The sequence below is a fragment of the Delftia acidovorans NBRC 14950 genome, from assembly GCF_001598795.1.
Lineage (GTDB): Bacteria > Pseudomonadota > Gammaproteobacteria > Burkholderiales > Burkholderiaceae_C > Comamonas > Comamonas acidovorans.
Genome location: NZ_BCZP01000020.1, coordinates 26615 through 48643, shown reverse-complemented (window position 1 = coordinate 48643; position 22029 = coordinate 26615). Strand labels below are relative to the sequence as shown.

General features: G+C 66.5%; 22 protein-coding genes. 10 read left to right on the top strand and 12 right to left on the bottom strand.

The features are described from left to right. Positions 1-49: 49 nt before the first annotated feature. Positions 50-541 (top strand): DMT family transporter, encoded by a 492-nt coding sequence (locus tag DA1_RS21925; protein ID WP_034394874.1) that lies wholly within the window; start codon positions 50-52, stop codon positions 539-541. A 51-nt stretch (positions 542-592) separates the two neighbouring features. Here the strand turns inward: DA1_RS21925 and DA1_RS21920 are convergent, their stop codons facing one another. Continuing rightward, positions 593-2314 (bottom strand): sensor histidine kinase, encoded by a 1722-nt coding sequence (locus DA1_RS21920; protein ID WP_373861122.1) that lies wholly within the window; start codon positions 2312-2314, stop codon positions 593-595. 367 nt (positions 2315-2681) lie between these two features. Between DA1_RS21920 and DA1_RS21915 the strand changes: the two genes are divergently transcribed. The 3 genes from DA1_RS21915 (at position 2682) to DA1_RS21905 (ending at position 4351) form a co-directional block, all read left to right on the top strand. Further along, positions 2682-3137, top strand: a complete 456-nt coding sequence (locus DA1_RS21915) for an Lrp/AsnC family transcriptional regulator (protein WP_016446324.1) — start codon at positions 2682-2684, stop codon at positions 3135-3137. Positions 3138-3142: 5 nt separating this feature from the next. Beyond that, the gene (locus DA1_RS21910) at positions 3143-3910 is read left to right on the top strand and encodes a helix-turn-helix domain-containing protein (RefSeq protein WP_034394871.1); all 768 of its coding nucleotides are present in this window, start codon (positions 3143-3145) and stop codon (positions 3908-3910) included. A gap of 84 nt (positions 3911-3994) precedes the next feature. After that, positions 3995-4351, top strand: coding sequence for a VOC family protein (locus tag DA1_RS21905; protein ID WP_012206122.1), 357 nt, complete (start codon positions 3995-3997; stop codon positions 4349-4351). Between the two features lie 52 nt (positions 4352-4403). On the opposite strand, the gene DA1_RS21900 is transcribed toward DA1_RS21905, so the two are convergent. Continuing rightward, positions 4404-5885: an amino acid permease gene (locus tag DA1_RS21900; protein WP_034394868.1), complete on the bottom strand. Its 1482-nt coding sequence runs from the start codon at positions 5883-5885 to the stop codon at positions 4404-4406. A 255-nt stretch (positions 5886-6140) separates the two neighbouring features. Next, positions 6141-7031, bottom strand: a complete 891-nt coding sequence (locus tag DA1_RS21895; protein WP_012206120.1) for a LysR family transcriptional regulator — start codon at positions 7029-7031, stop codon at positions 6141-6143. A gap of 93 nt (positions 7032-7124) precedes the next feature. On the opposite strand from DA1_RS21895, the gene DA1_RS21890 reads away from it, so the two are divergent. From DA1_RS21890 to DA1_RS21880, 3 genes are all read left to right on the top strand, one after another. Next, positions 7125-8585: an MFS transporter gene (locus DA1_RS21890; protein ID WP_034394863.1), complete on the top strand. Its 1461-nt coding sequence runs from the start codon at positions 7125-7127 to the stop codon at positions 8583-8585. Between the two features lie 60 nt (positions 8586-8645). Next, positions 8646-9458: an AraC family transcriptional regulator gene (locus tag DA1_RS21885; protein ID WP_034394859.1), complete on the top strand. Its 813-nt coding sequence runs from the start codon at positions 8646-8648 to the stop codon at positions 9456-9458. 76 nt (positions 9459-9534) lie between these two features. After that, positions 9535-9921 (top strand): cupin domain-containing protein, encoded by a 387-nt coding sequence (locus tag DA1_RS21880; RefSeq protein WP_034394856.1) that lies wholly within the window; start codon positions 9535-9537, stop codon positions 9919-9921. Positions 9922-9988: 67 nt separating this feature from the next. Here DA1_RS21880 and DA1_RS21875 read toward each other — a convergent pair whose 3' ends face one another. The 4 genes from DA1_RS21875 to DA1_RS21860 all read right to left on the bottom strand — a co-directional run bounded on the left by DA1_RS21875 (position 9989) and on the right by DA1_RS21860 (position 14887). After that, a complete protein-coding gene (locus tag DA1_RS21875) occupies positions 9989-10783 on the bottom strand; it encodes an ABC transporter ATP-binding protein (protein ID WP_012206116.1) in 795 nt (264 codons plus the stop codon). A 16-nt stretch (positions 10784-10799) separates the two neighbouring features. After that, positions 10800-11687, bottom strand: a complete 888-nt coding sequence (locus DA1_RS21870; protein WP_034394853.1) for an ABC transporter permease — start codon at positions 11685-11687, stop codon at positions 10800-10802. A 123-nt stretch (positions 11688-11810) separates the two neighbouring features. Further along, positions 11811-12782 carry an ABC transporter substrate-binding protein gene (locus tag DA1_RS21865; RefSeq protein ID WP_034394850.1) on the bottom strand — a complete coding sequence of 324 codons (972 nt, stop codon included), beginning with the start codon at positions 12780-12782 and terminating at the stop codon, positions 11811-11813. A 404-nt stretch (positions 12783-13186) separates the two neighbouring features. Further along, positions 13187-14887, bottom strand: a complete 1701-nt coding sequence (locus DA1_RS21860; RefSeq protein WP_034394846.1) for an electron transfer flavoprotein-ubiquinone oxidoreductase — start codon at positions 14885-14887, stop codon at positions 13187-13189. Between the two features lie 218 nt (positions 14888-15105). Between DA1_RS21860 and DA1_RS21855 the strand changes: the two genes are divergently transcribed. Both DA1_RS21855 and DA1_RS21850 read left to right on the top strand, forming a co-directional pair. After that, the gene (locus DA1_RS21855; RefSeq protein WP_013801953.1) at positions 15106-15525 is read left to right on the top strand and encodes an acyl-CoA thioesterase; all 420 of its coding nucleotides are present in this window, start codon (positions 15106-15108) and stop codon (positions 15523-15525) included. A 148-nt stretch (positions 15526-15673) separates the two neighbouring features. Continuing rightward, positions 15674-16255: a GDSL-type esterase/lipase family protein gene (locus tag DA1_RS21850; protein ID WP_034394844.1), complete on the top strand. Its 582-nt coding sequence runs from the start codon at positions 15674-15676 to the stop codon at positions 16253-16255. A 126-nt stretch (positions 16256-16381) separates the two neighbouring features. Here DA1_RS21850 and argC read toward each other — a convergent pair whose 3' ends face one another. Then, complete coding sequence (gene argC, locus DA1_RS21845; RefSeq protein ID WP_034398696.1) at positions 16382-17368, bottom strand: N-acetyl-gamma-glutamyl-phosphate reductase; 987 nt, start codon at positions 17366-17368, stop codon at positions 16382-16384. A gap of 119 nt (positions 17369-17487) precedes the next feature. Between argC and DA1_RS21840 the strand changes: the two genes are divergently transcribed. Next, a complete protein-coding gene (locus DA1_RS21840; protein WP_034394842.1) occupies positions 17488-18378 on the top strand; it encodes a LysR family transcriptional regulator in 891 nt (296 codons plus the stop codon). On the opposite strand, the gene DA1_RS21835 is transcribed toward DA1_RS21840, so the two are convergent. Genes DA1_RS21835 through DA1_RS21820 form a run of 4 tightly spaced genes read right to left on the bottom strand, consistent with a single transcriptional unit; the run spans position 18375 to position 22024 of the window. After that, positions 18375-19673 (bottom strand): TRAP transporter large permease, encoded by a 1299-nt coding sequence (locus DA1_RS21835; protein ID WP_034394840.1) that lies wholly within the window; start codon positions 19671-19673, stop codon positions 18375-18377. The two genes, DA1_RS21840 and DA1_RS21835, sit on opposite strands and share 4 nt — an antisense overlap. Beyond that, on the bottom strand, positions 19670-20191 hold the full coding sequence (locus DA1_RS21830) for a TRAP transporter small permease (protein ID WP_062794161.1): 522 nt from the start codon (positions 20189-20191) through the stop codon (positions 19670-19672). Before DA1_RS21830 ends, DA1_RS21835 begins: the two co-directional genes overlap by 4 nt. A 15-nt stretch (positions 20192-20206) precedes the next feature. Then, positions 20207-21217, bottom strand: coding sequence for a TRAP transporter substrate-binding protein (locus tag DA1_RS21825; protein WP_034394832.1), 1011 nt, complete (start codon positions 21215-21217; stop codon positions 20207-20209). Positions 21218-21250: 33 nt separating this feature from the next. Continuing rightward, complete coding sequence (locus DA1_RS21820) at positions 21251-22024, bottom strand: SDR family NAD(P)-dependent oxidoreductase (protein WP_034394828.1); 774 nt, start codon at positions 22022-22024, stop codon at positions 21251-21253. Positions 22025-22029 lie beyond the last annotated feature (5 nt).

Genomic DNA, 22029 nt, shown 5'->3' with positions numbered 1-22029 from the left:
TGCGAGAGCATGCAGGCATCGATTGACAGAACAAGAAAGGTCTTGCTGCATGACAGGTAAAAGCACATTCACCGCCCTTGCTCCCGTGGCCCTGGCGCTGATGGCGGGGGCCATGCTGCCATTCCAGGCCGCCAGCAATGCCCTGGTGGGCCGCCTGCTGGGCCACCCGCTGTGGGGCGCGCTGGTCTCGCTGGCCGTGAGCGTCATGGTCGTGGTGCCTGCACTGTGGGTGCTGCGGGCGCCCGCTCCGGCCATGGCCCAGGCGGCAGCGGGGCCATGGTGGCTATGGATAGGCGGTGTACTGGGGGCCATCTATGTGGCCAGCGCGGCCGCCGTCACGCCCAGGCTGGGCGCAGGCGGCTTTCTGGTTTGCGTGGTGGCGGGGCAGATCGTGGTCTCGGTGTTGGTCGACCACTTCGGCCTGATGGGCCTGGGCGCACGGCCGGTCAATGCGACGCGCCTGGCCGGCGTGGCCTTGATCCTGGGTGGCGTGCTGCTGGTGGTGCAGGGCGGGACGGCCCGTGCAGCGGCGGCCCCATGAGCGCCGCGAGCACGCCCTGCTTCAGGGGCGAAGGCCCCGGCCTTGCCCGCGTCAGGCGGGCATGCCCGGCGGCACGGCGGCCGGCCTTGCCGCTGGCGGACGTTCCTGGCGGGCATCTGCCGTGCCGGGCAGGAACCGGCCCAGCCGGATGACAAAGCAGGCCCCGCCTCCGGCAGCCGGCTGGAAGAACGCGTCGCCTGCGTGCAGCCTGGCGATGCGCCTCACCACGGACAGGCCCAGGCCATGCCCGTTGACGTGCCGGGTGGCGCTTGCGCGTTCATAGGGCTCGAAAACCTGTCCTGCCGCTTCGGGCGCAAGGCCCGGTCCCTGGTCGCTGACGGAAATCAGCAGGTCACCGGACGCATCGCAGCGGGCGGCCAGGGTGATGTCGCCCGCCTTGGCATATTTGATGGCGTTGCCGACAAGGTTGGAGATGGCGATGCGCACCAGGACAGGGTCGCATTGCCATTGCTGCGGGCCGTGTTCCAGATCCAGTTTCAGGCGATGCCGCCGGGACCAGCCGACGAGCTCTGCAGACTCCTCCAGGAGTTCATCCAATGGCGTCTGCTCCAGTTGCAGCCGGAACGCGCCCGCGTCCAGCCGGTCGTTGATCAGGCAGGTGTCCACCAGGGTCATCAGCCGGCGCGAGGCCCTGCGTATCTGCGACGCCTGCTCGATGAGGGAGTCCGCGTCCGTCGTCGGGAACGTCTGCAGCTCGGTCGCGGCGCCGTCCACGATCGTGAGCGGGGTGCGGAACTCGTGGTTGATCATGTTGAAGAACTGGCGCTGTTCCAGCCGCATCTCCCGCTCGCTGTGCAAGGCGGTCTGCAGGGCCTGCTGGGCCGTTTGCAGCTGTGCGGTGCGCTGCAGGACCTTGGACTCCAGTTCGCGCTCGGCAGCCTGGGCGCGTGACAGGGCCTGCATCCGCTCACTGCGCAGGGCGCGCTCCGCCACCCGCGTGCGGTTGGTCACCGCCATTCCCAGCAGGATGGCCTCGGAAACACGCCCGGCAAACCAGAGCATCTGGGCCGATGGCAGCGCAACATCCGGCAGCAGGCCCTGGGTTCTCAGCAGGTTCAGGATGCCCAGGGCGGAAGGCACCGCAAACGCCAGCGCGCCCGGCAGGTATTGCCACTGCCTTCGAACCACCAGCAGGTACAGCACGAAGACCGCACCGAACGATGTGGACACCAGGGCCGTGAACACCACGGCACGCGAGATCTGCGGATAGCCACCCAACAGTGCCATGCCCAGTGCGATGGCATTCAGCCAGGCCACCACGCTGAAGAGGTGCGCAGCCCAGATCCAATGGCGACGGAACTCGAACAATTGGCTGAAAAACACCGTCGCCACCACACAGAAGCTGCAGTAGGCGATGGACAGCGCATGCTGGGGCTGGTCGGCGCCGGGCAGCCACAGGCCTTCGGGCCGGTAACGGAAAGCAGCGTAGGCAAAGCCGGCTGCCAGGAGCGCGGCGCAAAGAATGTAGAGCCTTTCCCTGAGCCAGCACCACAGGATCAGGCTCATCAGCGTGATGGCCAGGGCCGAGCCCATGTACGCGTAAAGCAGCATGGCGGCCGGCGCCATGCTCCTGCCGGGAAAGACCGCGATGCCCTGGGCTGCCTGGGGATTGGGCAGCAAGCGGGTGAGCAGTGCCAGAAGCGCTGCAGCTGCCAGGGCCTGCACCAGGGTCTGCATCAGCCATTGCGCTGCAGCACCCGTTTGCCAGTGCCCCCGGCCGCCTTCGGTGGGATTGTCTTGCGTGTGGATCAAGGGTCCGATTGGTTGATGTGGCGTGCGCCCGTATATGTCCGCCGTGCAGGCTTGCGGGGGGCCATTGTGCACCGGCGGCCATTGCGGGAAAGCGCTGTCTGTCGTCTGCCAGGTGCCCCAATGCAACAGGCCGCCCCGCTGCGGATAAGCGGGGCGGCCTGTAACGGGCTCCTGGTCTGGATCACGCATCCGGGCGCTGGCGGTAGTCGGCGGGGCTGGGTGAATGGTTTTGCTGCGCCGGTAAGCGTGCTCCCATGCAGACAAGTGTGCGCGTTTGGCCTCAGAAAATGCTACTTTATTTCTTCAAAACAGGCGTTGCTACAGAAAATTATTCTGCAACTGCCTGTTTTGCAGTAGATTGCCGGCCATGGATACCCTCGACAGAAAGATTCTTTCCGCCTTGCAGGCCAACGCGCGCGCCAGCCTGCAGGAAATCGGCGCCGCCGTGGGCCTGAGCGCCTCGCCCTGCTGGGCGCGCATCAAGAAGCTGGAAGAGGCGGGGGTGATCGAGGGCTATACCGTGCGCCTGAACCCGCTGGCGCTGGGCCTGGGCGATACGGTGCTGGTGCAGGTCACGCTGGACAGCCACTCGGACAACACGCTGGAGAAATTCGGCGAGATGCTGGCGACCATTCCCGAGGTGGTGGAGGCGCACCTGGTCTCGGGCGAGTACGACTACCTGCTGCGCGTCGTCGTCAAGGACACGCGTGACTACGAGCGCCTGCTGCGCGAGAAGCTCTACAAGATCAAGGGCATTCGCCACAGCCAGTCCAGCTTTGTGCTGCGCACGCTGAAGAAGGCCGACCTGCCGCTGGGGGTCTGAAGTCCATGCCCTCTGGCCAGGCGCCGCCGCCCGCCCCCTACCGCGAACACTGCCCGCCGCCCGCCTTGCAGCCGCACTTCCAGTGCCTGTGGAGCAGCACCGTGGCCCCGGACTATGCCGGCGGCTTTCTCGTGGTGCCCGATGGCTGCGTGGACATCGTCTGCAAGGGCGGGCGGCTGCTGGCCGTGGGGCCTGACAGGGTGGCTGCGCGGCCCGCGCTGGTGCCGGGGTCCGAGGTATGGGGGGCGCGCTTCGGCCCCGGTGCGGCCAGCGCCTGGCTGGGCCTGCCCATGGACGAGATCGTGGGGCAGGCGGTGGAACTGGGCGATCTGCTGGGGCCGCGCGCGCGGGAGTGGGTGCATCGCATCAACGATGCGCAGCCGGGCGCAGGGCAGGCCGTGTTCATCCATGGACTGGTGCAAATGGGCCGCGACGCCCCAGCGCCGGACCGGCAGGCCATGGAGCTGTTCAATGTGGCGGCTGCAGCCGGGCGGGATGAATCCGGTGTGCTGGCCGCCATGCGCGCGCAGCTGGACATGTCCGAGCGCAGCCTGCGCCGCTTGTGCCACGCGCAGTTTGGCTACGGCCCCAAGACGTTGGAGCGCGTGATGCGCTTTCAGCGCCTGCTGGCCCTGGCACGGTCTGATCAGCAGGCAGGTCTTGCGGCGCTGGCGGCGGACGCCGGGTATGCGGACCAGGCGCATTTGTCGCGCGAAGTGAGGGCGCTGTGCGGCATCACGCCCCGCGCTGCCCTGCAGCAACTGCTGGATTGAGCGGCCCGTCTGGCCGTTTTGTTCAAGACCGCTGCCACGGCGTGGCCGATGATGGCGGCCTACCAGTATTCAACGGAGCAGCACATGGGCATCAGGGGCAAGAACCACCAGATCGACAACATCGAGTTCAACGTGGCCGACATCGCACGCAGCAAGGCGTTCTACGGCGAGGCCTTCGGCTGGACCTTCACCGACTATGGGCCGAGCTACACCGAGTTCAGCGACGGCCGGCTGACGGGCGGCTTCACCACGGGCGAGGAGGTGCGGCCCGGCGGCCCGCTGGTCATCCTCTACGCCGACGATCTGGCCGAGGCGCAGCGCCGCGTGGAGGCGGCTGGGGCCGTGATCAGCCGCGCGGTGTTCGCGTTCCCGGGTGGCCGCAGGTTCCACTTCACCGATCCGGACGGGTACGAACTGGCCGTATGGTCGGCCGATGCCTGAAAGACGACAGCCCGCATCTGCGGGCTGTTTTTCATGGGGACTGGGCCGGGCGTCAATCGACGTTGGAGCCCAGCTGCATGTCCTTGTACTTCACGATGTGCGTGCCCTTGACCAGGCGGTAGCCGCCCCAGATCAGCAGGAACAGCGGCAGGCCGATGTAGGTGGCGACCACGCCGGTCCAGTCGATGCGGTCGGCCATGAAGGCCTCGTAGTTCTGGCCCAGCGTGATCACCATGCACAGCACGAAGGCGAAGATGGGGCCGAACGGGAACCAGGATGCGCGGTAGGGCAGCTGGTTCAGGTCCAGGCCCTGGGCCTCGAAACCCTTGCGGAAGCGGTAGTGGCTGATGGCAATGCCCAGCCAGGCGATGAAGCCCGTCATGCCCGACAGATTCAGCAGCCAGATGTAGACCAGCTGCGGGCTGAAGATGTTGGTCAGGAAGCACAGCGCCGCCACCACGGTGGTGGCCAGCAGGGCCAGCGTGGGCACGCCACGCTTGTTGACATATGAGAACATGCGCGGCGCCATGCGCTGGCAGGCCAGCGTGTAGAGCATGCGCGTGGAGGCGTACATGCCCGAATTGCCGGCCGACAGCACCGAGGTCAGCACCACGGCGTTCATCACGGCGGCGGCCGACAGCAGGCCAGCGCGCTCGAAGACCAGGGTGAAGGGACTCACGCTGATGTCGCCCAGATCATTCTTGAGCAGGTGCGGATCGGTGTAGGGGATCAGCAGGCTGATGACCAGAATGGCGAAGACGTAGAACAGCAAAATGCGCCAGAACACCTGGCGCACGGCGCGGGGCACGTTCTTGGCGGGGTTCTCGGATTCGCCGGCGGCAATGCCGATGAGCTCCGTGCCCTGGAAGGAAAAGCCCACGATCATGGCCACGCCGATCAGCGCCGAGAAACCGCCCGCAAAGGGCGCGTCGCCCTGGCTCCACAGGGCAAAGTTGCCCCAGACGCCTTCAGGCGCGCCGCCCCGCACGATGCCCAGGATCATGAGCACGCCCACGCCGATGAAGAGGATGACGGTGGTCACCTTGATGGCGGCGAACCAGTACTCGGCCTCGCCGAAGCCTTTGACCGAGATGGCGTTGAGGCCGAACATGATGGCCAGGAACAGGGCGCTCCACAGCATGCCGTTGCCGTCGGGGAACCAGTAGGCCATGACCAGCTGGGCGGCCACCAGGTCCACGGCAATGGTGACGGCCCAGTTGTACCAGTAGTTCCAGCCCAGCGCGAAGCCGAAGCCTTCGTCCACATAGCGCGCGCCGTAGGTGGCGAATGAGCCCGAGACGGGAAGGTTCGCGGCCATTTCGCCGAGGCTGGTCATGAGGAAGTAGACCATCAGGCCCACGATCATGTAGGCCAGCAGGGCGCCGCCGGGGCCGGCCTGCGAGATGGTGGCGCCCGAGGCAACGAAGAGGCCGGTGCCGATGGAGCCGCCGATGGCGATCATGGACAGATGCCGCGCCTTGAGTTCGCGCCTGAGCGCGGTGGGAGCGGCATTCTTGGAGTTTTCTGCTGCCATGGATGTGTCGATTGGTGGATCAGATCCCGCGCGGCCGCTGGCCGGCGCGGGGGCAGGAATGCAAAACAGGAAAAACAAAAGAGCCGCTGTGTCGCGGCCCCATCAAGGTGCATGCACCACGAAAAGGCGTGATTGTCCGAGAACGCTGCCATCGTGGAAAGGCAGGAGTTTAATCCCCCTTCACCCACATAAGCGGAACTGAATCCGAACCTACTGTGTGCATGGCGCCACGCCGTCTGCGGCCCGCCTGCTTGCCTACCACTGTGTCTGCGCCAGCAGCAGCTGGGCCAGTGCCTTGATGCGCGGCGAGGCCTGGCGCGTGCGCGGGTAGACCAGGGACAGTTCGCGGGCTCGGCCCTCATGCTGGGGCAGCAGCCGCACCAGCCGGCCCGCCTGCAGGTGCTCGCGTACCGCGAACTCCATGACCTGGGCCACGCCCAGGCCGCCCAGCGAGCCTTCCACCAGCGGATCGCCGCTGTCGAAGGTCACGGTCTGTGGCGCAGGCCAGTCCAGCATCTCGCCATTGCCCGCCAGGAACTGCCAGGGCACGCGCCGGCCCAGGTAGTGGTTGTAGACGGCCATGCAGCTGTGCTGCGCCAGCTCCTGCAGCGTCTGCGGCGTGCCGCGCGCCGCCAGGTAGGCGGGCGAGGCCACGGTCACCCAGCGCAGCGGCGGCAGGGCGCGGGCAATCATGCGGCTGTCTGCCAGCGGGCCGATGCGCACGGCCGCGTCAAAGCCTTCTTCCACCATGTCCACCATGCGGTCGGTGAAGCTGGTGTCGATCTGCAGCTGCGGATGCTCGCGCAGCAACTGCCCCAGCAGCGGCACCAGCACGATGCGGCCCAGCATGGACGGCGCCGTCATGCGCAGCACGCCGCTGGGCGCGCAGCGCCGGTCGCTGACCAGCTGGCGGGCCTCTTCCAGCCCGGCAATCAGCGGGGCGCAGCGGTCCACCAGCGCACAGCCATCAGGCGTGAGCGAGACGCTGCGCGTATTGCGGTGCAGCAGCCGCGTGCCCAGGTCCTTTTCCAGCTGGGCCACGGCGCGCGAGATGCGGGGCTGGCTGGTGCCCAGCAGCGTGGCGGCCTGGGTGAAGCTGCGGCTTTCGGCCACCTTGATGAGCAGGTGCACGGCGTTGAGATCCATGGCATGTCTCCAGATTCGATTAATGCAGTTTTGCATAAGAAAAATGAAAATCTGCTGTTTATCTTCACAAGTGCATTAATTAGGATCGGCGCCATGCCAATGACCGATTCCCCCGGCGCCCTGCGCCACCCGCGCGCCGCCCTGGCGCTGCTGTCCCTGTCCCAGCTGCTGATTGCGCTGGATGCCACCATCGTCTTCGTCGCGCTCGACGCCATGGGCCAGCAGTTGCAGATGGACGCGCACCATCTGCAATGGGTAGTCAGTGCCTACAGCGTGGCCTTTGGCGGCTGCCTGCTGCTGGGCGGGCGCTGCGCGGACCTGCTGGGCAAGCGGCGCATGTATGTGGCGGGCATGGCGCTGTTCGGCCTGGCCTCCCTGGTCGGCGGCTTTGCCTCGCAGCCCTGGCAACTGGTGCTGGGCCGCGCAGGGCAGGGCGTGGCCGGGGCGCTGCTGTTTCCGGCCACGCTGTCGCTGATCAACACCTTGTATGCGGCCGGGCCCGAGCGCAACCGCGCCCTGGCCGTGTGGAGCATGGCGTCGGCCGGCGGGCTGGCGGCCGGCGCGCTGCTGGGCGGCGTGCTCACGCAGACGCTGGGCTGGAACTGGGTGCTGTGGGTGCTGGTGCCCGTGGCCTGGCCGTGTGCCATGGCGGCGCTGCGCTTTCTGCCGCCCTCGGCCCATACCGGGCGTGCCGCGCCGGGCCAGGGCTTTGATCTGGCCGGCTGCCTGAGCGTGACCGTGGGCAGCAGCCTGCTGGTGACGGCCCTGGTGCAAGGCCCTGAATGGGGCTTTGCCAGCGCCGCCACGCTGGGGACGTTGGCCTTGGCCATGGCGGCGCTGGCCCTGTTCTGGCGCATCGAGGCGCGCATTGCCTCGCCGCTGATGCCGCTGTCCCTGCTGCGCGTTCCCAGCCTGCGCGCGGCCATGCTGCTGACCATGATCTTCATGAGCAGCTTTGGCGTGCAGTACTACTTTCTGGCGCTGTATTTCCAGCAGATCTTCGGCTGGAGCCCGCTGCAGGCTGGCATGGCCTTTTTGCTGCCCACGGCGGTCTGCACGCTGGGTATCCGCTGGGCCGAACACTGGCTGCACCGCTCCACACCGCGCGCCGTGCTGATGGGGGGCTGGGCCGCAGGCACCATCGGCCTGGCCTACATGGCCTGGGCGCTGCCGCTGGGCGGCAGCTATGTCTGGCTGGTGCCCGGCTTCGTGGTGCTCAGCCTGGGCCAGGGCGCGTGCTGGACCGCCATGTGGGTGGTGGCAGGCCAGGGCGTGGCGGCTGCGCAGCAGGGCGTGGCATCGGGCATTGCGGCCACGGCCCAGCAAGTGGGCGCGGCGCTGGGGTTGGCCCTGCTGGTCATGGTGGCCACCGCGCCGCTGGCCGGCATCACGGCGCCCGATGCGCTGCGCGAGGCCACGGCCCGGGGGCTGCAGCAGGCCGAATGGGGTGCTGCGCTGATCGCGCTGCTGGGGTGGGTGGTGTCGGCGGGCATGCGCCGCGCACCGGCAATCCAGGCCGTGCCGGGCGCGGAGCAGCCGGCCTGCTCGCCTTGAGGTCACTGGCCCGCAGTTACCATCTGCGGCTGCTTTGCACACCCCTCACCACCAACCCACATGGCAGAAACGAGCATCTCCAGCGACTGGGTCCGGCATTCGCAGCTGGGTGCAGGCCTGGAGCGCATCGAGGCCTACTTCGGCGGGCACGGCTATGCGCCCCACAGGCACGACACCTATGCACTGGGCCTGACGCTGTCCGGCGTGCAGAGCTTTGCCTACCGCCGCAGCCAGCGGCACAGCCTGCCGGGCGGTGCCATGGTGCTGCATCCCGATGAATTGCATGACGGCCACGCGGGCACCGACGCAGGTTTTCGCTACCGCATGGTCTATGTGGAGCCGGCCCTGATCCAGCAGGTGCTCGGCGGCAGGCCCTTGCCCTTTGTCGAGGGCGGGCTGTCTGCCGATCCGCGGCTCAAGGCCGCGCTGCTGCCGCTGCTGCAGGGCCTGGATGAAGACCTGGAGCCGCTGGCGCGCGACGACGCCATCTACGACCTGGCATGCGCGCTGGACGCCGTGGCGGGCCGGCGCAACGTCCGGCGCCTGCCCGACCTGGGGGCCGTGGAGCGCGCCCGCGCCTGCATCCACGACGCGCTGGTGCAGGGCGTGACCCTGGATACCCTGGCACAGGCCAGTGGCCTGGACCGCTGGCGGCTGTGCCGTGACTTCCGCGCGCTCTACGGCACCAGCCCCTACCGCTACCTGACCATGCGCCGGCTGGACACCGTGCGGCGCCTGCTGCTGGCGGGGCAGGGCGTGGCCGATGCCGCACTGCAGGCCGGCTTCTTCGATCAGAGCCACATGGCGCGCCAGTTCGCCATGGCCTATGGCGTGCCGCCCGCACGCTGGCTCAGGCGCCTGGGCGCGGCCTGAGCTGCACGATCGTGCAAGACCGCAGGGAAGGCGCTTCCTAGCATGGAGGCTTCACACGCTTTCATAAGGTCTGCCCATGACGTTCCCCGTTGGAAACCGCCCCTACGAGGCCATCAACTTCCCCGACAAATTCAGCCGCTTCACCGGCCAGTGGAGCCCCCGCGTCGTCGCCGAGATGAACGACTACCAGTTCAAGATCGTGCGCGTGCAGGGCGAGTTCATCTGGCACTCGCATGCCGAAACGGATGAAGCCTTCCTGGTGCTGGATGGCGAGCTGCGCATCGACTTCCGTGATGGCCATGTGCTGCTGCGCCAGGGCGAGCTGTACGTGGTCCCCAAAGGCACGGAGCACAAGCCCAGCGCCGAGCGGGAAGCCCGCCTCATGCTGATCGAGCCGCGCGGGGTGCTGAACACCGGGGAGGAAGGCGGCGAGAGGACGGCGTTGAACGACGTGTGGGTATAGCCAGCCCGTAGCCATCCCATGAACAAGGGGCGCCGCAGCGCCCCTTGTTCCCGGAAGTGCGGAGCGCTCAGCCCAGCAGCAGCGCGTCGTCGGCCAGCTTTTCGCCGCGCACCTTCTCGAACATGTGCAGCAGGTCTGGCACGTCCATGCGGGCGCGTTCTTCGCCGCTGACGTCGAGCACCACCTGGCCCTGGTGCAGCATCACCGTGCGCTCGCCCACGTCCAGCGCCTGGCGCATGCTGTGGGTGACCATCATGGTGGTGAGCTTGGCCTCGGAGACGATGCGCGCCGTCAGCTGCAGCACGAAGTCGGCCGTGCGCGGGTCGAGCGCGGCGGTGTGCTCGTCCAGCAGCAGGATGCGCGAAGGCTGCAGCGCCGCCATCAGCAGGCTCACGGCCTGGCGCTGGCCGCCAGAGAGCAGGCCGATGCGGTCGGTCAGGCGGTTTTCCAGGCCCAGGCCCAGGATGGACAGGCGCTCGCGGAAGTTGTCGCGCATCTCTGCCTTGACGGCGCGGCTCAGGCGGCGGAAGGTGCCGCGGCGTTGGGCCAGGGCCATGTTTTCCTCGATGGTCAGGTCCTCGCAGGTGCCCGCCATGGGGTCCTGGAAGACGCGGGCCACGCGCTCGGAGCGGGCCCACACGGGCAGGCGCGTCATGTCCTGGCCGGCGATCTCGATGCGGCCCTTGTCCACGGACAGGTCGCCCGAGACGGCGTTCAGGAAGGTGGACTTGCCGGCGCCGTTGGAGCCGATGACGGTGACGAACTGGCCGTCGGGAATGTCCAGCGACATGCCGCGCAGCGCCCGCGTTTCGATGGGCGTGCCGGGGTTGAAGGTGATTTCGAGTTGTTGTGCGCTCAGCATGAGGGTTCTCCGGCGATCAGGACTTGCGCTGTGCAAACTTGCGCTTCAGTTGGGGGATCACCAGGGCGACGGTCACCAGCAGGGCGGTGACGAGGTTCAGATCCTGGGCCTTGAGGCCGATGAAATCGCTGTTGAGGGCCGCTGCAATGAAGAAGCGGTAGACGATGGCGCCCACCACCACGGCCAGCGTGGCCCAGACGATGCGGCGCGAAGGCAGGATGGACTCGCCCACGATCACGGCAGCCAGGCCGATGACGATGGTGCCGATACCCATGGAAATGTCCGAGCCGCCCTGGGTCTGCACGAACAGCGCGCCGGCCAGGCCGACCAGGCCGTTGGAGATCGCCATGCCCAGCAGGATCATGGCGCCGGTGTTCACACCCTGCGAACGGGCCATGCGGGCGTTGGAGCCCGTGGCGCGGATGGCCAGGCCCCGCTCGGTGGCGAAGAACCAGTCCAGGCCCAGCTTGGCCAGCACGACGATCACGAACAGGATGACCGGGCGCATCACATAGTCAGCCACGCTGTCGGGCTGCAGCAGGGTGAACAGCGTGGTCTCGTTGATCAGCGGCACGTTGGGGCCGCCCATGATGCGCAGGTTGACCGAATACAGGCCGATCATCATCAGGATGGAGGCCAGCAGATCCATGATCTTCAGGCGCACATTGAGCCAGCCCGTGATCAGGCCCGCGACGGCGCCCGCGGCCGTGCCGGCCAGCGTGGCCAGCCAGGGGTTGGTGCCCGTGGAAATCAGGATGGCGCAGACGGCGCCGCCCAGCGGGAAGCTGCCGTCCACCGTGAGGTCGGGAAAGCGCAGCAATCTGAACGAGATGAAGACGCCCAGCGCCACCAGGCTGAAGATCAGGCCGATCTCGACGGCACCGAGCAATGAGAAAAGAGACATAGGAGGAGCGACAGGCGCGTGGGACAGAAAACGACTTAAAAAAAGGGCAGGGCCATGTTGCCATGGCGCCTGCCACCGTGGGCGCACTGCCCGGGTTGGTCCCGGGCAGGCAAACCCCGGGTATTACTTGATCACCTGGGCGGCCGACTTGACCAGCGCGTCGGACAGCTTGACGCCTTGCTTCTCGGCGGCGCCGGGATTCACGAACAGCTCCATCTTGGTGCTGACTTCGGTCTTCATGTCGCCGGGCTTTTCGCCCTTGAGGATGCGCACGACCATGCGGCCGGTTTGCTCGCCCAGATCGCGGTAGTTGATGCCCAGGGCAGCCACGGCGCCGCGCTTGACGGAGTCGGTGTCCGAGGCCACCAGCGGGATCTTGGCGTCCTGGCCGACCTTGACCAGCGACTCGTAGGCCGAGACCACGTTGTTGTCGGTATTGGTATAGATCACGTCGACCTTGCCGACCAGGCTGCGCGCGGCGCTGCTGACGTCCACGGAACGGGGTGCGGCGGCTTCCACCAGGGTCATGCCCAGCTTGGGCAGCAGGGCCTTGAGTTCCTTGACCACCACGGCGGAGTTGGCCTCGCCGGGGTTGTAGACCATGCCCACGCGCTTGGCGTTGGGCACGACCTGCTTGACCAGATCCATCTGCTTGTCCAGGGCCAACAGGTCGGACACGCCGGTCACGTTGTTCTTGGACGGCTCCCAGCTGGGCACCAGCTTGGCGGCCACGGGGTCGGTCACGGCGGAGAACACCACGGGCACGGTCTTGGTCGATGCGACCACGGCCTGGGCCGAGGGCGTGGCGATGGCCACGATGGCGTCAGGCTTGTCGCCCACGAACTTGCGTGCGATCTGCGCGGCCGTGCCGGTGTTGCCCTGGGCACTCTGGTACTGCCACTTGAGATTCTTGCCGGCTTCGTAGCCTGCTTCCTTGAGCGCGGCCTGCACGCCGTCGCGCACGGCGTCGAGTGCAGGGTGCTCGACGATGGCGGTCACTGCGACCGACTTCTCGTCAGCGGCGTGGGCGCCGCCCGTGATGGCGGAAATTGCCAGGGCCAGCGCGCCCAGGGGCGCCCAAGACAAGTGCTTCATACGTGTATCTCCAACGTGCTTGTGTTTGTTCCTGTTTGCTCAGCAGAAGGCCGCACAGGACGGTCGCGGCGCTTCGCGGCAAAGTCTACTGCAGCCGCCCTGTACGCCTTGGCGTTTGGACGACCCGGTTTTCACCTATAGGTTTGTATCTAAAAATTGGCATGAAATCTGCGGGGAATGCCCTAGGTGCAACTTTTTCATGCGTGTTGGATAGGTTTGGCGGTGCAGGTTTGCGTCTTCAGGGGCTTGTTTTTGGCTTTGTCGTGCATTTTTATTGCGTGCAAGCGCCTTTCGGATGGCCTTCTATGCTTTCTGGGCCTGCATGGCTTTGACGGCGCTCAAAGAAAAAGCCTGCACAAGCAGGCTTGGGCAGGCTTCAGAGGAGGGCCGGTGTGGCGTGCGGATCACATGCCCGCGTAGTTCGGCCCGCCGCCGCCTTCGGGTGTGACCCAGACGATGTTCTGCGTGGGGTCCTTGATGTCGCAGGTCTTGCAGTGCACGCAGTTCTGGGCGTTGATCTGCAGGCGCTTGCCGCCCTGGGCCGTGTCGTCCACGAACTCATAGACGCCGGCCGGGCAGTAGCGCTGCTCGGGGCCTGCGTACTTGGCCAGGTTGATGGCCACGGGCACCGAGGCGTCCTTGAGCGTCAGGTGGGCGGGCTGGTCTTCGGCGTGGTTGGTGTTGCTGATGAAGACGCTGGACAGGCGGTCGAAGGTCAGCTTGCCATCGGGCTTGGGGTAGTCGATGGGCTTGCACTCGGCCGCAGGCTTAAGGTAGGCGTGGTCGGGCTTGTCGCGGTGCAGCGTCCAGGGGATGTTGCCCTTGAGCACGAACTGCTCGATGCCGTTCATCAGCGTGGCTGTGGTCAGGCCCTTCTTGAACCAGGCCTTGAAGTTGCGCGACTTGTTCAGCTCTTCGTACAGCCAGCTGTTCTCGAAGGCCTCTACATAGGCGCCCAGCTCGTCGCCCTGGCGGCCCGCGACGATGGCGTCATAGGCGGCTTCGGCGGCCAGCATGCCGGTCTTGATGGCGGCATGGCTGCCCTTGATACGGCTGACGTTCAGGAAACCTGCGTCGCAGCCCACGAGCGCGCCGCCCGGGAACACGAACTTGGGCAGGGACAGCAGGCCGCCGGCCGTGATGGCGCGCGCGCCGTAGCCCAGGCGCTTGGCCGGCTTGATGCCCTTGGACTCGTCGCCTTCCAGGTAGTAGCGGATGTTGGGATGGGTCTTCCAGCGCTGGAATTCCTCGAAGGGGCTCAGGTAGGGGTTGGCATAGTCCAGGCCCGTGATGAAGCCCAGCGTGACCTTGTTGTCGTCCAGGTGGTAGAGGAAGGCGCCGCCGTAGGTCTTGCTGTCCATGGGCCAGCCGGCCGTGTGCATCACGAAGCCGGGCTTGTGGCGTGCCGGGTCGATTTCCCACAGCTCCTTGATGCCCAGGCCGTAACTTTGCGGGTCCTTGCCGGCGTCCAGCTGGTATTTGGCAATGATCTGCTTGCCCAGGTGGCCGCGTGAGCCTTCGGCAAAGATCGTGTACTTGGCGTGCAGCTCCATGCCCAGCTGGAACTCGCCCGTGGGCTCGCCGTCCTTGCCGATGCCCATGTTGCCGGTGGCCACGCCCTTGACCGAGCCGTCCTCGTTGTAGAGCACCTCGGCGGCAGCAAAACCCGGGAAGATTTCAACGCCCAGTGCCTCGGCCTGCTCGCCCAGCCACTTGACCACGTAGCCCAGGCGAACGATGTAGTTGCCATGGTTCTGGAAGCAGGCCGGCAGCAGGAAGTTGGGGGTGCGCAGGGCGGATTTCTCACCCAGGAAAACCATGGCGTCATCGGTGACGGGTTGGGTCAGGGGCGCGCCCTTTTCCTTCCAGTCAGGGATCAGCTCGGTCAGCGCACGCGGGTCCATGATGGCGCCCGACAGGATGTGGGCACCGGGCTCCGAGCCCTTTTCCAGCACGACGACGGAGACATCCTGGCCTTTTTCGGCCGCCAGCTGCTTGAGGCGGATGGCTGTGGCCAGCCCGCCGGGGCCGCCGCCAACCACCACCACGTCGTATTCCATGGCTTCGCGCGGCCCGTACTGGGCCAGGATTTCTTCGTTCGTCATCGGGGTGTCTCGCTTGGATATTGAAAAAACAGGATGTTCGGCAGACCGAACGTTCGTTCGGCTGCAGCGCAAATGCCGCAATGCGGTGGATTCTATGACGTGCGTGGACCCCGTCGTTGCTGATAGGTGACAGCGCGGGAATCCGCCCTGCTGCACAGTGACCGGGGGCTGCGGGGCATGGTGCCTTGCGGTGGCGCTACAACAAGGAGACTGCAGGCATGCGCATAGAGATTCCAGAATATAAAAAATGCGTTCACGAGATGCGATTCAAAGTGCGCTGGGGCGACATGGACGCCATGGGCCATGTCAACAACGCCATGTACTTCCGCTATCTGGAGACTGCCCGCATCGACTGGATGGTCGAAGCGGGCATGGCGCCTACGCCGGGCGGGCAGGGGCCGGTCATCGTCAATGCGTTCTGCAACTTCCACCAGCAGCTGGCCTATCCCGACGAAGTGCTGCTCAAGATGTACGTCAGCGACCCCGGCCGCACCACCTTCGAGACCTGGGGAACCATGGAACGCATCTCCGAGCCCGGCGTCATCTGCGCGGCCGGCGGCGGCACCGTGATCTGGGTGGACTTTCCCAGGCAGAAGGCCATCGAGTTGCCGGGCTGGGTGCGGGAGATGGTGGGATAGCGGCCCTGGCGCCCTTCAGATGATGTGCCTGGGCACTGCACGCCAGGCCATGGCGCCCGGAGTGCCTGCGGGCGAGGGAGCCTCGCGGATCATCGGGTGAACGACACATGCCGTGTCGTCCATGCCCGCATTCCCCAGGAGGTTCGATATGGATTGGTTGCAAAAGCTGCTGTGCCGGCTGTTTGGCTATCGCTGCCCGTTGAGCATCGAGCTCAACGGCGACAGCATTCTCAACGGCTACAGCGTGGACATCACGCCGGTGCAGCGCATCCAGGCGGCACGCCCCTGGTGGACGCTGGATGACAGGTGCATCAACGGCCTGCGGTTGCAAAAACTCATGCTGACGTTTGCCGACGTGCCGCACAACAGCCGCGTCACGGTCATCGCCCTGGGCGCCAATGACGGCTTCGGCCTGGTCCCGCCAGACGAGTACCGGGCCGACCTGCTGGAGGCCGTGCGCATCAGTCGGGAATGCGGCTCCACTCCCGTGTTCACGGGCCTGCCCGGCATGCCGCTGGGGCGCTTTCCCGTGGAATGGACGGACAACCTTGACGCCCTGAACGCGGTGATGCACGACATCGCCACGCAACAGGGCATACCGCACGCCGGCTGGGATGCCGATTTTCGCGGGGACGAGGATCTGAACCCGGATGGCGTGCACCGCACCCAGGCCGCCAGCGACAGGTTGGCCCAGTTGCTGATCCAGACCATCGACAGGCTGCCCCGCTGAAACCGCAGGCCCTGGCCCGCCGAGCCGCACGGTTCAGGCCGACTGGCGCAGTACCCGCTTCGGTCTGGCTGGCAGCGAGGCGGCGGCCTGCTTGCCGCGCTATGCAGGGGGTGCATGTCCCCTCGCTCAGAGGGGGAGGGGAATGCGCGACGGATTCGTTGAGCCGTGGAGCAGTGGCTGCAGCAGTGGCTGCAGCCCGAGCATCAGATCAAGGTTCTGCACCGCCGCGCCGGCGGCGCCCTTGCCCAGGTTGTCGAACACGGCGGTCAGCAGCACCTGCTGCTCCTGCGGCTGTCCGAACACCGCGAGCCGCATCCGGTTGCTGCCATTGAGCGCGCGCGGATCGAGCCGCTGCGCATCGGCGTCCTCCTCCAGGGGTTGCAGCTCGATGCAGGGCTGGCCCTGATACCGCACCTGCAGCGCAGCGTGCAGGCTGCGGGCGGTCACACCAGCGGGCAGCAGCCGCAGATGCAGGGCGATGGTCAGTACGATGCCTTGCCGGTAGTGGCCATAGGCCGGCACGAACACCGGCGCATGGGCCAGGCCGGCATGCTGCTGGATCTCGGGCACGTGCTTGTGGTGCAGTCCCAGGCCATAGACCTGCAGGGGCACGGCAGTCGCGGCGGCAGCGCCCTCATGGTCCAGCAGTCCTGCGCGGCCCCGTCCCGAGTAGCCCGATACCGCGTGAATGGCCAGCGGGTAGTCGGGGGGCAGCAGGCCCGCGTCGATCAAGGGCCTGAGCAGTGCCAGCGCACCTGTCGGATAGCAGCCGGGATTGCTGACGCGCCGGGCATGGGCGATGCGTTCAGCCTGGCCTGCCTCCAGTTCCGGCAGGCCATAGACCCAGCCCGGCGCGGTGCGATGCGCAGAACTCGCATCGATCACGCGCACGCCGGGCCGGCGCACCAGCGCCACGGCCTCGCGCGCAGCCTCGTCCGGCAGGCACAGCAAGGCGATGTCGCAGTCGTTGAGCGCCTCGGCACGGTGCGCCGTGCTTTTGCGCTGGTCGGCCGGCAGTTGCAGCAGGCGCAGGTCGGTCCGATCCGCCAGCCATTCGCGCACCTGCAGGCCGGTGGTGCCTTGGTCGCCATCGATGAAAACAAGAGAGGTCATGGGTTGCTCCGATTGGGTGTGGAGCGCATGGTGCAGCGCCTGCCGCATGCAGACCAGTTGAATCTGACAAACTACGGATTCATGATTCCTGAATTGCTGGCAACCTGGGACACCGCACCATGCGCGAAATCAATCTGGACCGTCTGCGCACCCTGCTGACGGTGGCCGACCTGGGCTCATTCGCCGCCGCCGCCAAGGTGCTGCACCTGGCGCCGCCCACGGTGACGCTGCATGTGGCGCAGCTCGAAGAGCGTCTGGGAACTCGTCTATTGCACCGCGCACCGGCCGGCGTCACCGCCACATCGGCGGGCAGCCTGCTGATAGACAAGGCGCGCCAGCTCCTGGCCGAGGCCGACGATCTCCTGCAGACCGTGCAGCGCCAGATCGCCACGCGCGGGGGCCGCGTGCGCCTGGGCGCCTCCACCGGCGCACTCGCGCACCTCTTGCCCCAGGCGCTGGAAACCCTGGCCGCCCGGCATCCCGAGATCGACGTGCAAGTGGCGGTGATGACCAGCGAGGAAGCCCTGGCGCGCCTGGCCGCCGGCAGCCTGGACATCGGCATCGTTGCCTTGCCACAGCCCGTGCTGCGCGGGCTGCAGGTGCAGGCCTGGCGCCAGGACCCCGTGCTGGCCTTCATCCCGGCCGCCTGGAAGCCGCCGCAGCACATCACGCCCGCGTGGCTTGCGGCCCGTCCGCTGATCGCCAACGACCGTGGAACCCGGCTGTCACGCCAGACCGCCGAATGGTTTGCCGCAGGCGGCGCCCGGCCACAGGCACGGATCGAGCTGAACTACAACGACGCAATGAAGAGCCTGGTGGCGGCGGGCTACGGCGCCGCGCTGCTGCCCCACGAGGCCGGCGCACCGCAGCCTGACCCACGCATCACCACGCGACCCCTGCGGCCGGCACTGTCAAGGGCGTTGGGCATCGCGCATCGCAAAAGGCCGGATGACGACGCGACGACGGTGACGATTGAGGTTTTGATGGGGATGCGGGGCATCGCGGCTTAGAAAAATCGATACCAAAGGGGCAGCTGCGGAACGTAGGTGATCATGGCCATCACGACCAGGCACGCCACCAGGAACCAGCCCAGGTTTCGAAGCAGGTCGATGATCGGTACCTTGTTTGTTCGTGCCGCCACATAGAGGTTCGCGGCCAGCGGCGGCGTGAGCAGCCCGAGCTCGATGTTGGTCACCAAAATGATGGCGAAGTGGATCGGATCGATGCCGAACTTCGCTGCAGTCGGCGCCAGCAGGGGGCCCATGAGCAGGGTTGCGGCATTGGTTTCCATGAACATGCCGACGACCAGCAGGATGATGTTCACCACCAGGAGGAAGATGATCGGGCTGTCGGTCACCGTGGTGGCCCACATCGCGATCGACTGCGGTACCTGCTCCAGCACCATGGCGCGGTTGAAGATGCTGGTGAAGCCGATGATCACCAGGATCGCCGCGGCGGACAGCGCGGCGCTCAGGAAAATCTTCTCCATGTCGCGCACGCGCACGGCCCTGCTGACGAGCGTGATCAGCAGCGCGTAGAGCGCCGCCACCGCTGCCGCCTCGGTGGGCGTGAAGATGCCCGTGTAGATGCCTCCCAGCACCAGCACCGGCAGCATGAGCGCGGGCACGGCACGCACGAACACGCTGGTGCGCGAGACGGGCGCGGCAGCGCCGGTACGGCTGGATTCACCGGAATGCACTGCCGCCGGCTTTTCCTTGCCACCCGGCAGCACGCGGCGGGCGAGCGAGGCGTGCACGATCATGAAGGCCAGCATCATGACGATCCCGGGCCCGATGGATGCCATGAACAGCTCGGTGATCGAGACTCCCACGATGGAGCCGTACAGGATCAACGGAATCGACGGAGGGATGAGCACGCCGAGCAATCCCGCAGACGCATTGAGCGCCGCGGTGTAGCCGGGCGAGTAGCCGCGTTCGATCATTTCCTTGCCGACGGTGCTACCTATCGCGGCCACAGTCGCGACCGACGAGCCGGTGATGGCGCCCATCAGGGCGCTGGCCAGCACCATCACATGGCCCAGGTGGGCCTGTAGCCGCCCGATCAGTGCATCGCAGACAGCGGTGAGCTGCCGGATCAGCCCCCCATGACTCATGAGCTGCCCACCCAGCAGGAAAAGCGGGATCGCCAGAAGCGGAAAAACGGTAACGGTGTCATAGGTGATGGAGGGCAGCACCGACCAGTCGATGTTCCACCGTTCGGCGTTGACCATCACCACCAAGGTGAAGGCCACACCGACGGGCACACCCAACAACAGAATGAAGATGAGAGCGGGACCGATGATCATGGGTGTTCCTTGGCAACCGATGGTTGATTGGTTGCGGCACGGATCAGCTCGGCCAGGGCATGCAGCACCACCAGCGCCATGCCGAGCGGGAAGAAGAAAGTGGGAATCGCGACAGGAATGCCCATGTCGAGGCCTCGCTCGCCGGAGCTCAACGCGCTTTGAAAGAACCCCAGTGCTGTCCAGAAATAGACTGCGCCGAAGACGATCATGGTGAGCGCCGTGAACACCCGACCGGTCCGGCGAACCCACGGGCGCTTGACCTGGTCGATGATGTCCACCGCGATGTGCGTCCCTGTGCAGGTACACATTGCTGCACCGACGAAAGTGAGTGGCGCCATGGCGTAGATGGCGATTTCACCGGCGTCGGGCAGGTGGAGACTGAAGTACCTCACCGCCACGCTGAAGCAGATGCCCACCAGCATGGCGACAAGCGAGATGATGCAAATCCACTTCTCGGCCAGGAACGCGTGGCGTTCCACCGAAAACAGCCACGTGCTGGCGCGTTTGCTGACGGACATGGGCCCCTCCTTCACTTATTTGCGAGCAGCCGCAGCCTCTTGGCGCAGAGCAGCGATGCGTTCAGCACCGTAGGTGCCCGACAGCTTTCCCCACAGGCCCTGGCCCACCTTCTCGAACTCGGCCATGGCCTGCGCCGATGGCCGGACGATCTTGATTCCACCGGCCTCGATCTTTTTCAGGAAGTCTGCGTTGAGCTGGCGGCTCTTTTCGATCTGCTTGCTGGTCACCTCGGCGGCGGTGTCGGTCAGGATCTTCTTTTCGGCTTCGGACAGCGCCGACCAGAACTTCGAGCTCGATGCCACCGTACCCATGGCGTAGACGTGGTTGGTCAGCGTCATGTACTTCTGTGTCTCGAACAGGCGCGATTCGTAGGTGATGCTGGCGCCGTTGTCCTGGCCGTCCACCGTCTTTTGCTGAAGCGCCGTGAACAGCTCGGGGAACGGCATCACAACCACCTGGGCGCCGGTTTCCTCGAAAAAGCCCTTGATCGCAGCCGAACCTGGAACCCGCAGCTTCAGGCCCTTCAGGTCAGCCGGCTTCTCCACCGGACGGCTGGAGTTGGTCACAGCGCGGAACTCGAGCTCGAAGAAGCCCAGCGTCTCGATGTTCTGCTTGGCCAGTGTCTCGCGCAGCGTCGTCTGCAGAACGCCCTTGGGGTTGTAGAAGATGGCATCTACCTGCTTGAAGTCGGATGCGATGTAGGGCAGGTAGTGGATGTCGAGCAGCGGGTTCAGGCCGGCCAGCGAGCCGGGGTTCAGCAGTGCCAGCTCCAACGAGCCGCGCGACAGTTCGCGCGCCTGTGCCTGCTCGCCGCCCAGTTGGTTGGCCGGGAAGACCATGATGCCGATCCGGCCCTTGGTGCGTTCGCCCACCAGCCTGGCGAATTCCTGCGCTGCCTGGTCCATGGTGCTGTTGGCAGCGAAGACATGGCCCATTCGGGCCTTGACCTGCTGGGCCATGGCCGGAACGGCGGCCAGGGTGGCGAGTGCGAGCGCAGCGCCCGCGATGAAGTTGCGCTTGTTCATGGAGTCTCCTCTCAGGGTGGAAAAAGTGATGGTTCAGATGCCCCGGGCGCCAGAGGCGAGGAAGCCGCCATCGACCGGCAGGGTGACGCCGGTCACGAACCCCGCGTCCTCGGACACCAGGTACATCACGGCCGCTGCGATTTCGCCCACGGTGCCGTATCGGTTCATCGGGATCGCGTTCTCGTACTCTCGACGGAATTGCGCGGTGTGCAGCACACGGGTCATCGGTGTGTCCACCGGACCGGGCGCCACGGCGTTGGCCGTCACGCCCTTTTCGGCCAGCTCGACTGCCATTTGGCGGGTCAGCGCGATCACGGCGCCCTTGGAGGTGCCGTAGGCAGTCCGCCCGGTGCCGACGGCGCGCATGCCTGCCACCGAGGCGATGTTGACGATACGGCCCCAATGGTTGCGCACCATCAGGCGCGCTGCGCGCTGGCTGCACAGGAAGGTGCCGTTGACGTTGACGGCCATGGTGGCCGCGAAGTTGTCGTCCGGAAACTCCAGGAAGGGATGGACCTTGGCGATGCCGGCCGAGTTGACCAGCACGTCACAGCGTCCATGGCGCTGCTCGATGGCGGCGAAGGCGCTGTCGACCGATGCGGCGTCGCCAACGTCGATGGCCTGGGCCTCGGCGGTCGCACCGTCGGCGCGCAGGTCCGCGGCGGTGGTCTCGGCGGCCGTCTGGTCGCGGTCGGCGACGACGATGGCAAAGCCTGCGGCGGCCAGACGCCGGCAGACTTCGGCGCCGATGCCCATGGCGCCGCCGGTGACGACCGCGACGCGGTGTGGAGTGTGGGTGGATGGCAAGACAG

Excerpts from the sequence above, each read along its gene's own strand:
- DA1_RS21895 (WP_012206120.1), bottom strand. The coding sequence starts at position 7,031 with ATGGATCTCAACGCCGTGCACCTGCTCATCAAGGTGGCCGAAAGCCGC.
- DA1_RS21880 (WP_034394856.1), top strand. The coding sequence starts at position 9,535 with ATGACGTTCCCCGTTGGAAACCGCCCCTACGAGGCCATCAACTTCCCC.
- DA1_RS21850 (WP_034394844.1), top strand. The coding sequence starts at position 15,674 with ATGGATTGGTTGCAAAAGCTGCTGTGCCGGCTGTTTGGCTATCGCTGC.
- DA1_RS21885 (WP_034394859.1), top strand. The coding sequence starts at position 8,646 with ATGGCAGAAACGAGCATCTCCAGCGACTGGGTCCGGCATTCGCAGCTG.
- DA1_RS21840 (WP_034394842.1), top strand. The coding sequence starts at position 17,488 with ATGCGCGAAATCAATCTGGACCGTCTGCGCACCCTGCTGACGGTGGCC.
- DA1_RS21925 (WP_034394874.1), top strand. The coding sequence starts at position 50 with ATGACAGGTAAAAGCACATTCACCGCCCTTGCTCCCGTGGCCCTGGCG.
- DA1_RS21905 (WP_012206122.1), top strand. The coding sequence starts at position 3,995 with ATGGGCATCAGGGGCAAGAACCACCAGATCGACAACATCGAGTTCAAC.
- DA1_RS21915 (WP_016446324.1), top strand. The coding sequence starts at position 2,682 with ATGGATACCCTCGACAGAAAGATTCTTTCCGCCTTGCAGGCCAACGCG.
- DA1_RS21900 (WP_034394868.1), bottom strand. The coding sequence starts at position 5,885 with ATGGCAGCAGAAAACTCCAAGAATGCCGCTCCCACCGCGCTCAGGCGC.
- DA1_RS21855 (WP_013801953.1), top strand. The coding sequence starts at position 15,106 with ATGCGCATAGAGATTCCAGAATATAAAAAATGCGTTCACGAGATGCGA.
- DA1_RS21865 (WP_034394850.1), bottom strand. The coding sequence starts at position 12,782 with ATGAAGCACTTGTCTTGGGCGCCCCTGGGCGCGCTGGCCCTGGCAATT.
- DA1_RS21830 (WP_062794161.1), bottom strand. The coding sequence starts at position 20,191 with ATGTCCGTCAGCAAACGCGCCAGCACGTGGCTGTTTTCGGTGGAACGC.
- DA1_RS21860 (WP_034394846.1), bottom strand. The coding sequence starts at position 14,887 with ATGACGAACGAAGAAATCCTGGCCCAGTACGGGCCGCGCGAAGCCATG.
- argC (WP_034398696.1), bottom strand. The coding sequence starts at position 17,368 with ATGACCTCTCTTGTTTTCATCGATGGCGACCAAGGCACCACCGGCCTG.
- DA1_RS21825 (WP_034394832.1), bottom strand. The coding sequence starts at position 21,217 with ATGAACAAGCGCAACTTCATCGCGGGCGCTGCGCTCGCACTCGCCACC.
- DA1_RS21910 (WP_034394871.1), top strand. The coding sequence starts at position 3,143 with ATGCCCTCTGGCCAGGCGCCGCCGCCCGCCCCCTACCGCGAACACTGC.
- DA1_RS21890 (WP_034394863.1), top strand. The coding sequence starts at position 7,125 with ATGCCAATGACCGATTCCCCCGGCGCCCTGCGCCACCCGCGCGCCGCC.
- DA1_RS21875 (WP_012206116.1), bottom strand. The coding sequence starts at position 10,783 with ATGCTGAGCGCACAACAACTCGAAATCACCTTCAACCCCGGCACGCCC.
- DA1_RS21870 (WP_034394853.1), bottom strand. The coding sequence starts at position 11,687 with ATGTCTCTTTTCTCATTGCTCGGTGCCGTCGAGATCGGCCTGATCTTC.
- DA1_RS21835 (WP_034394840.1), bottom strand. The coding sequence starts at position 19,673 with ATGATCATCGGTCCCGCTCTCATCTTCATTCTGTTGTTGGGTGTGCCC.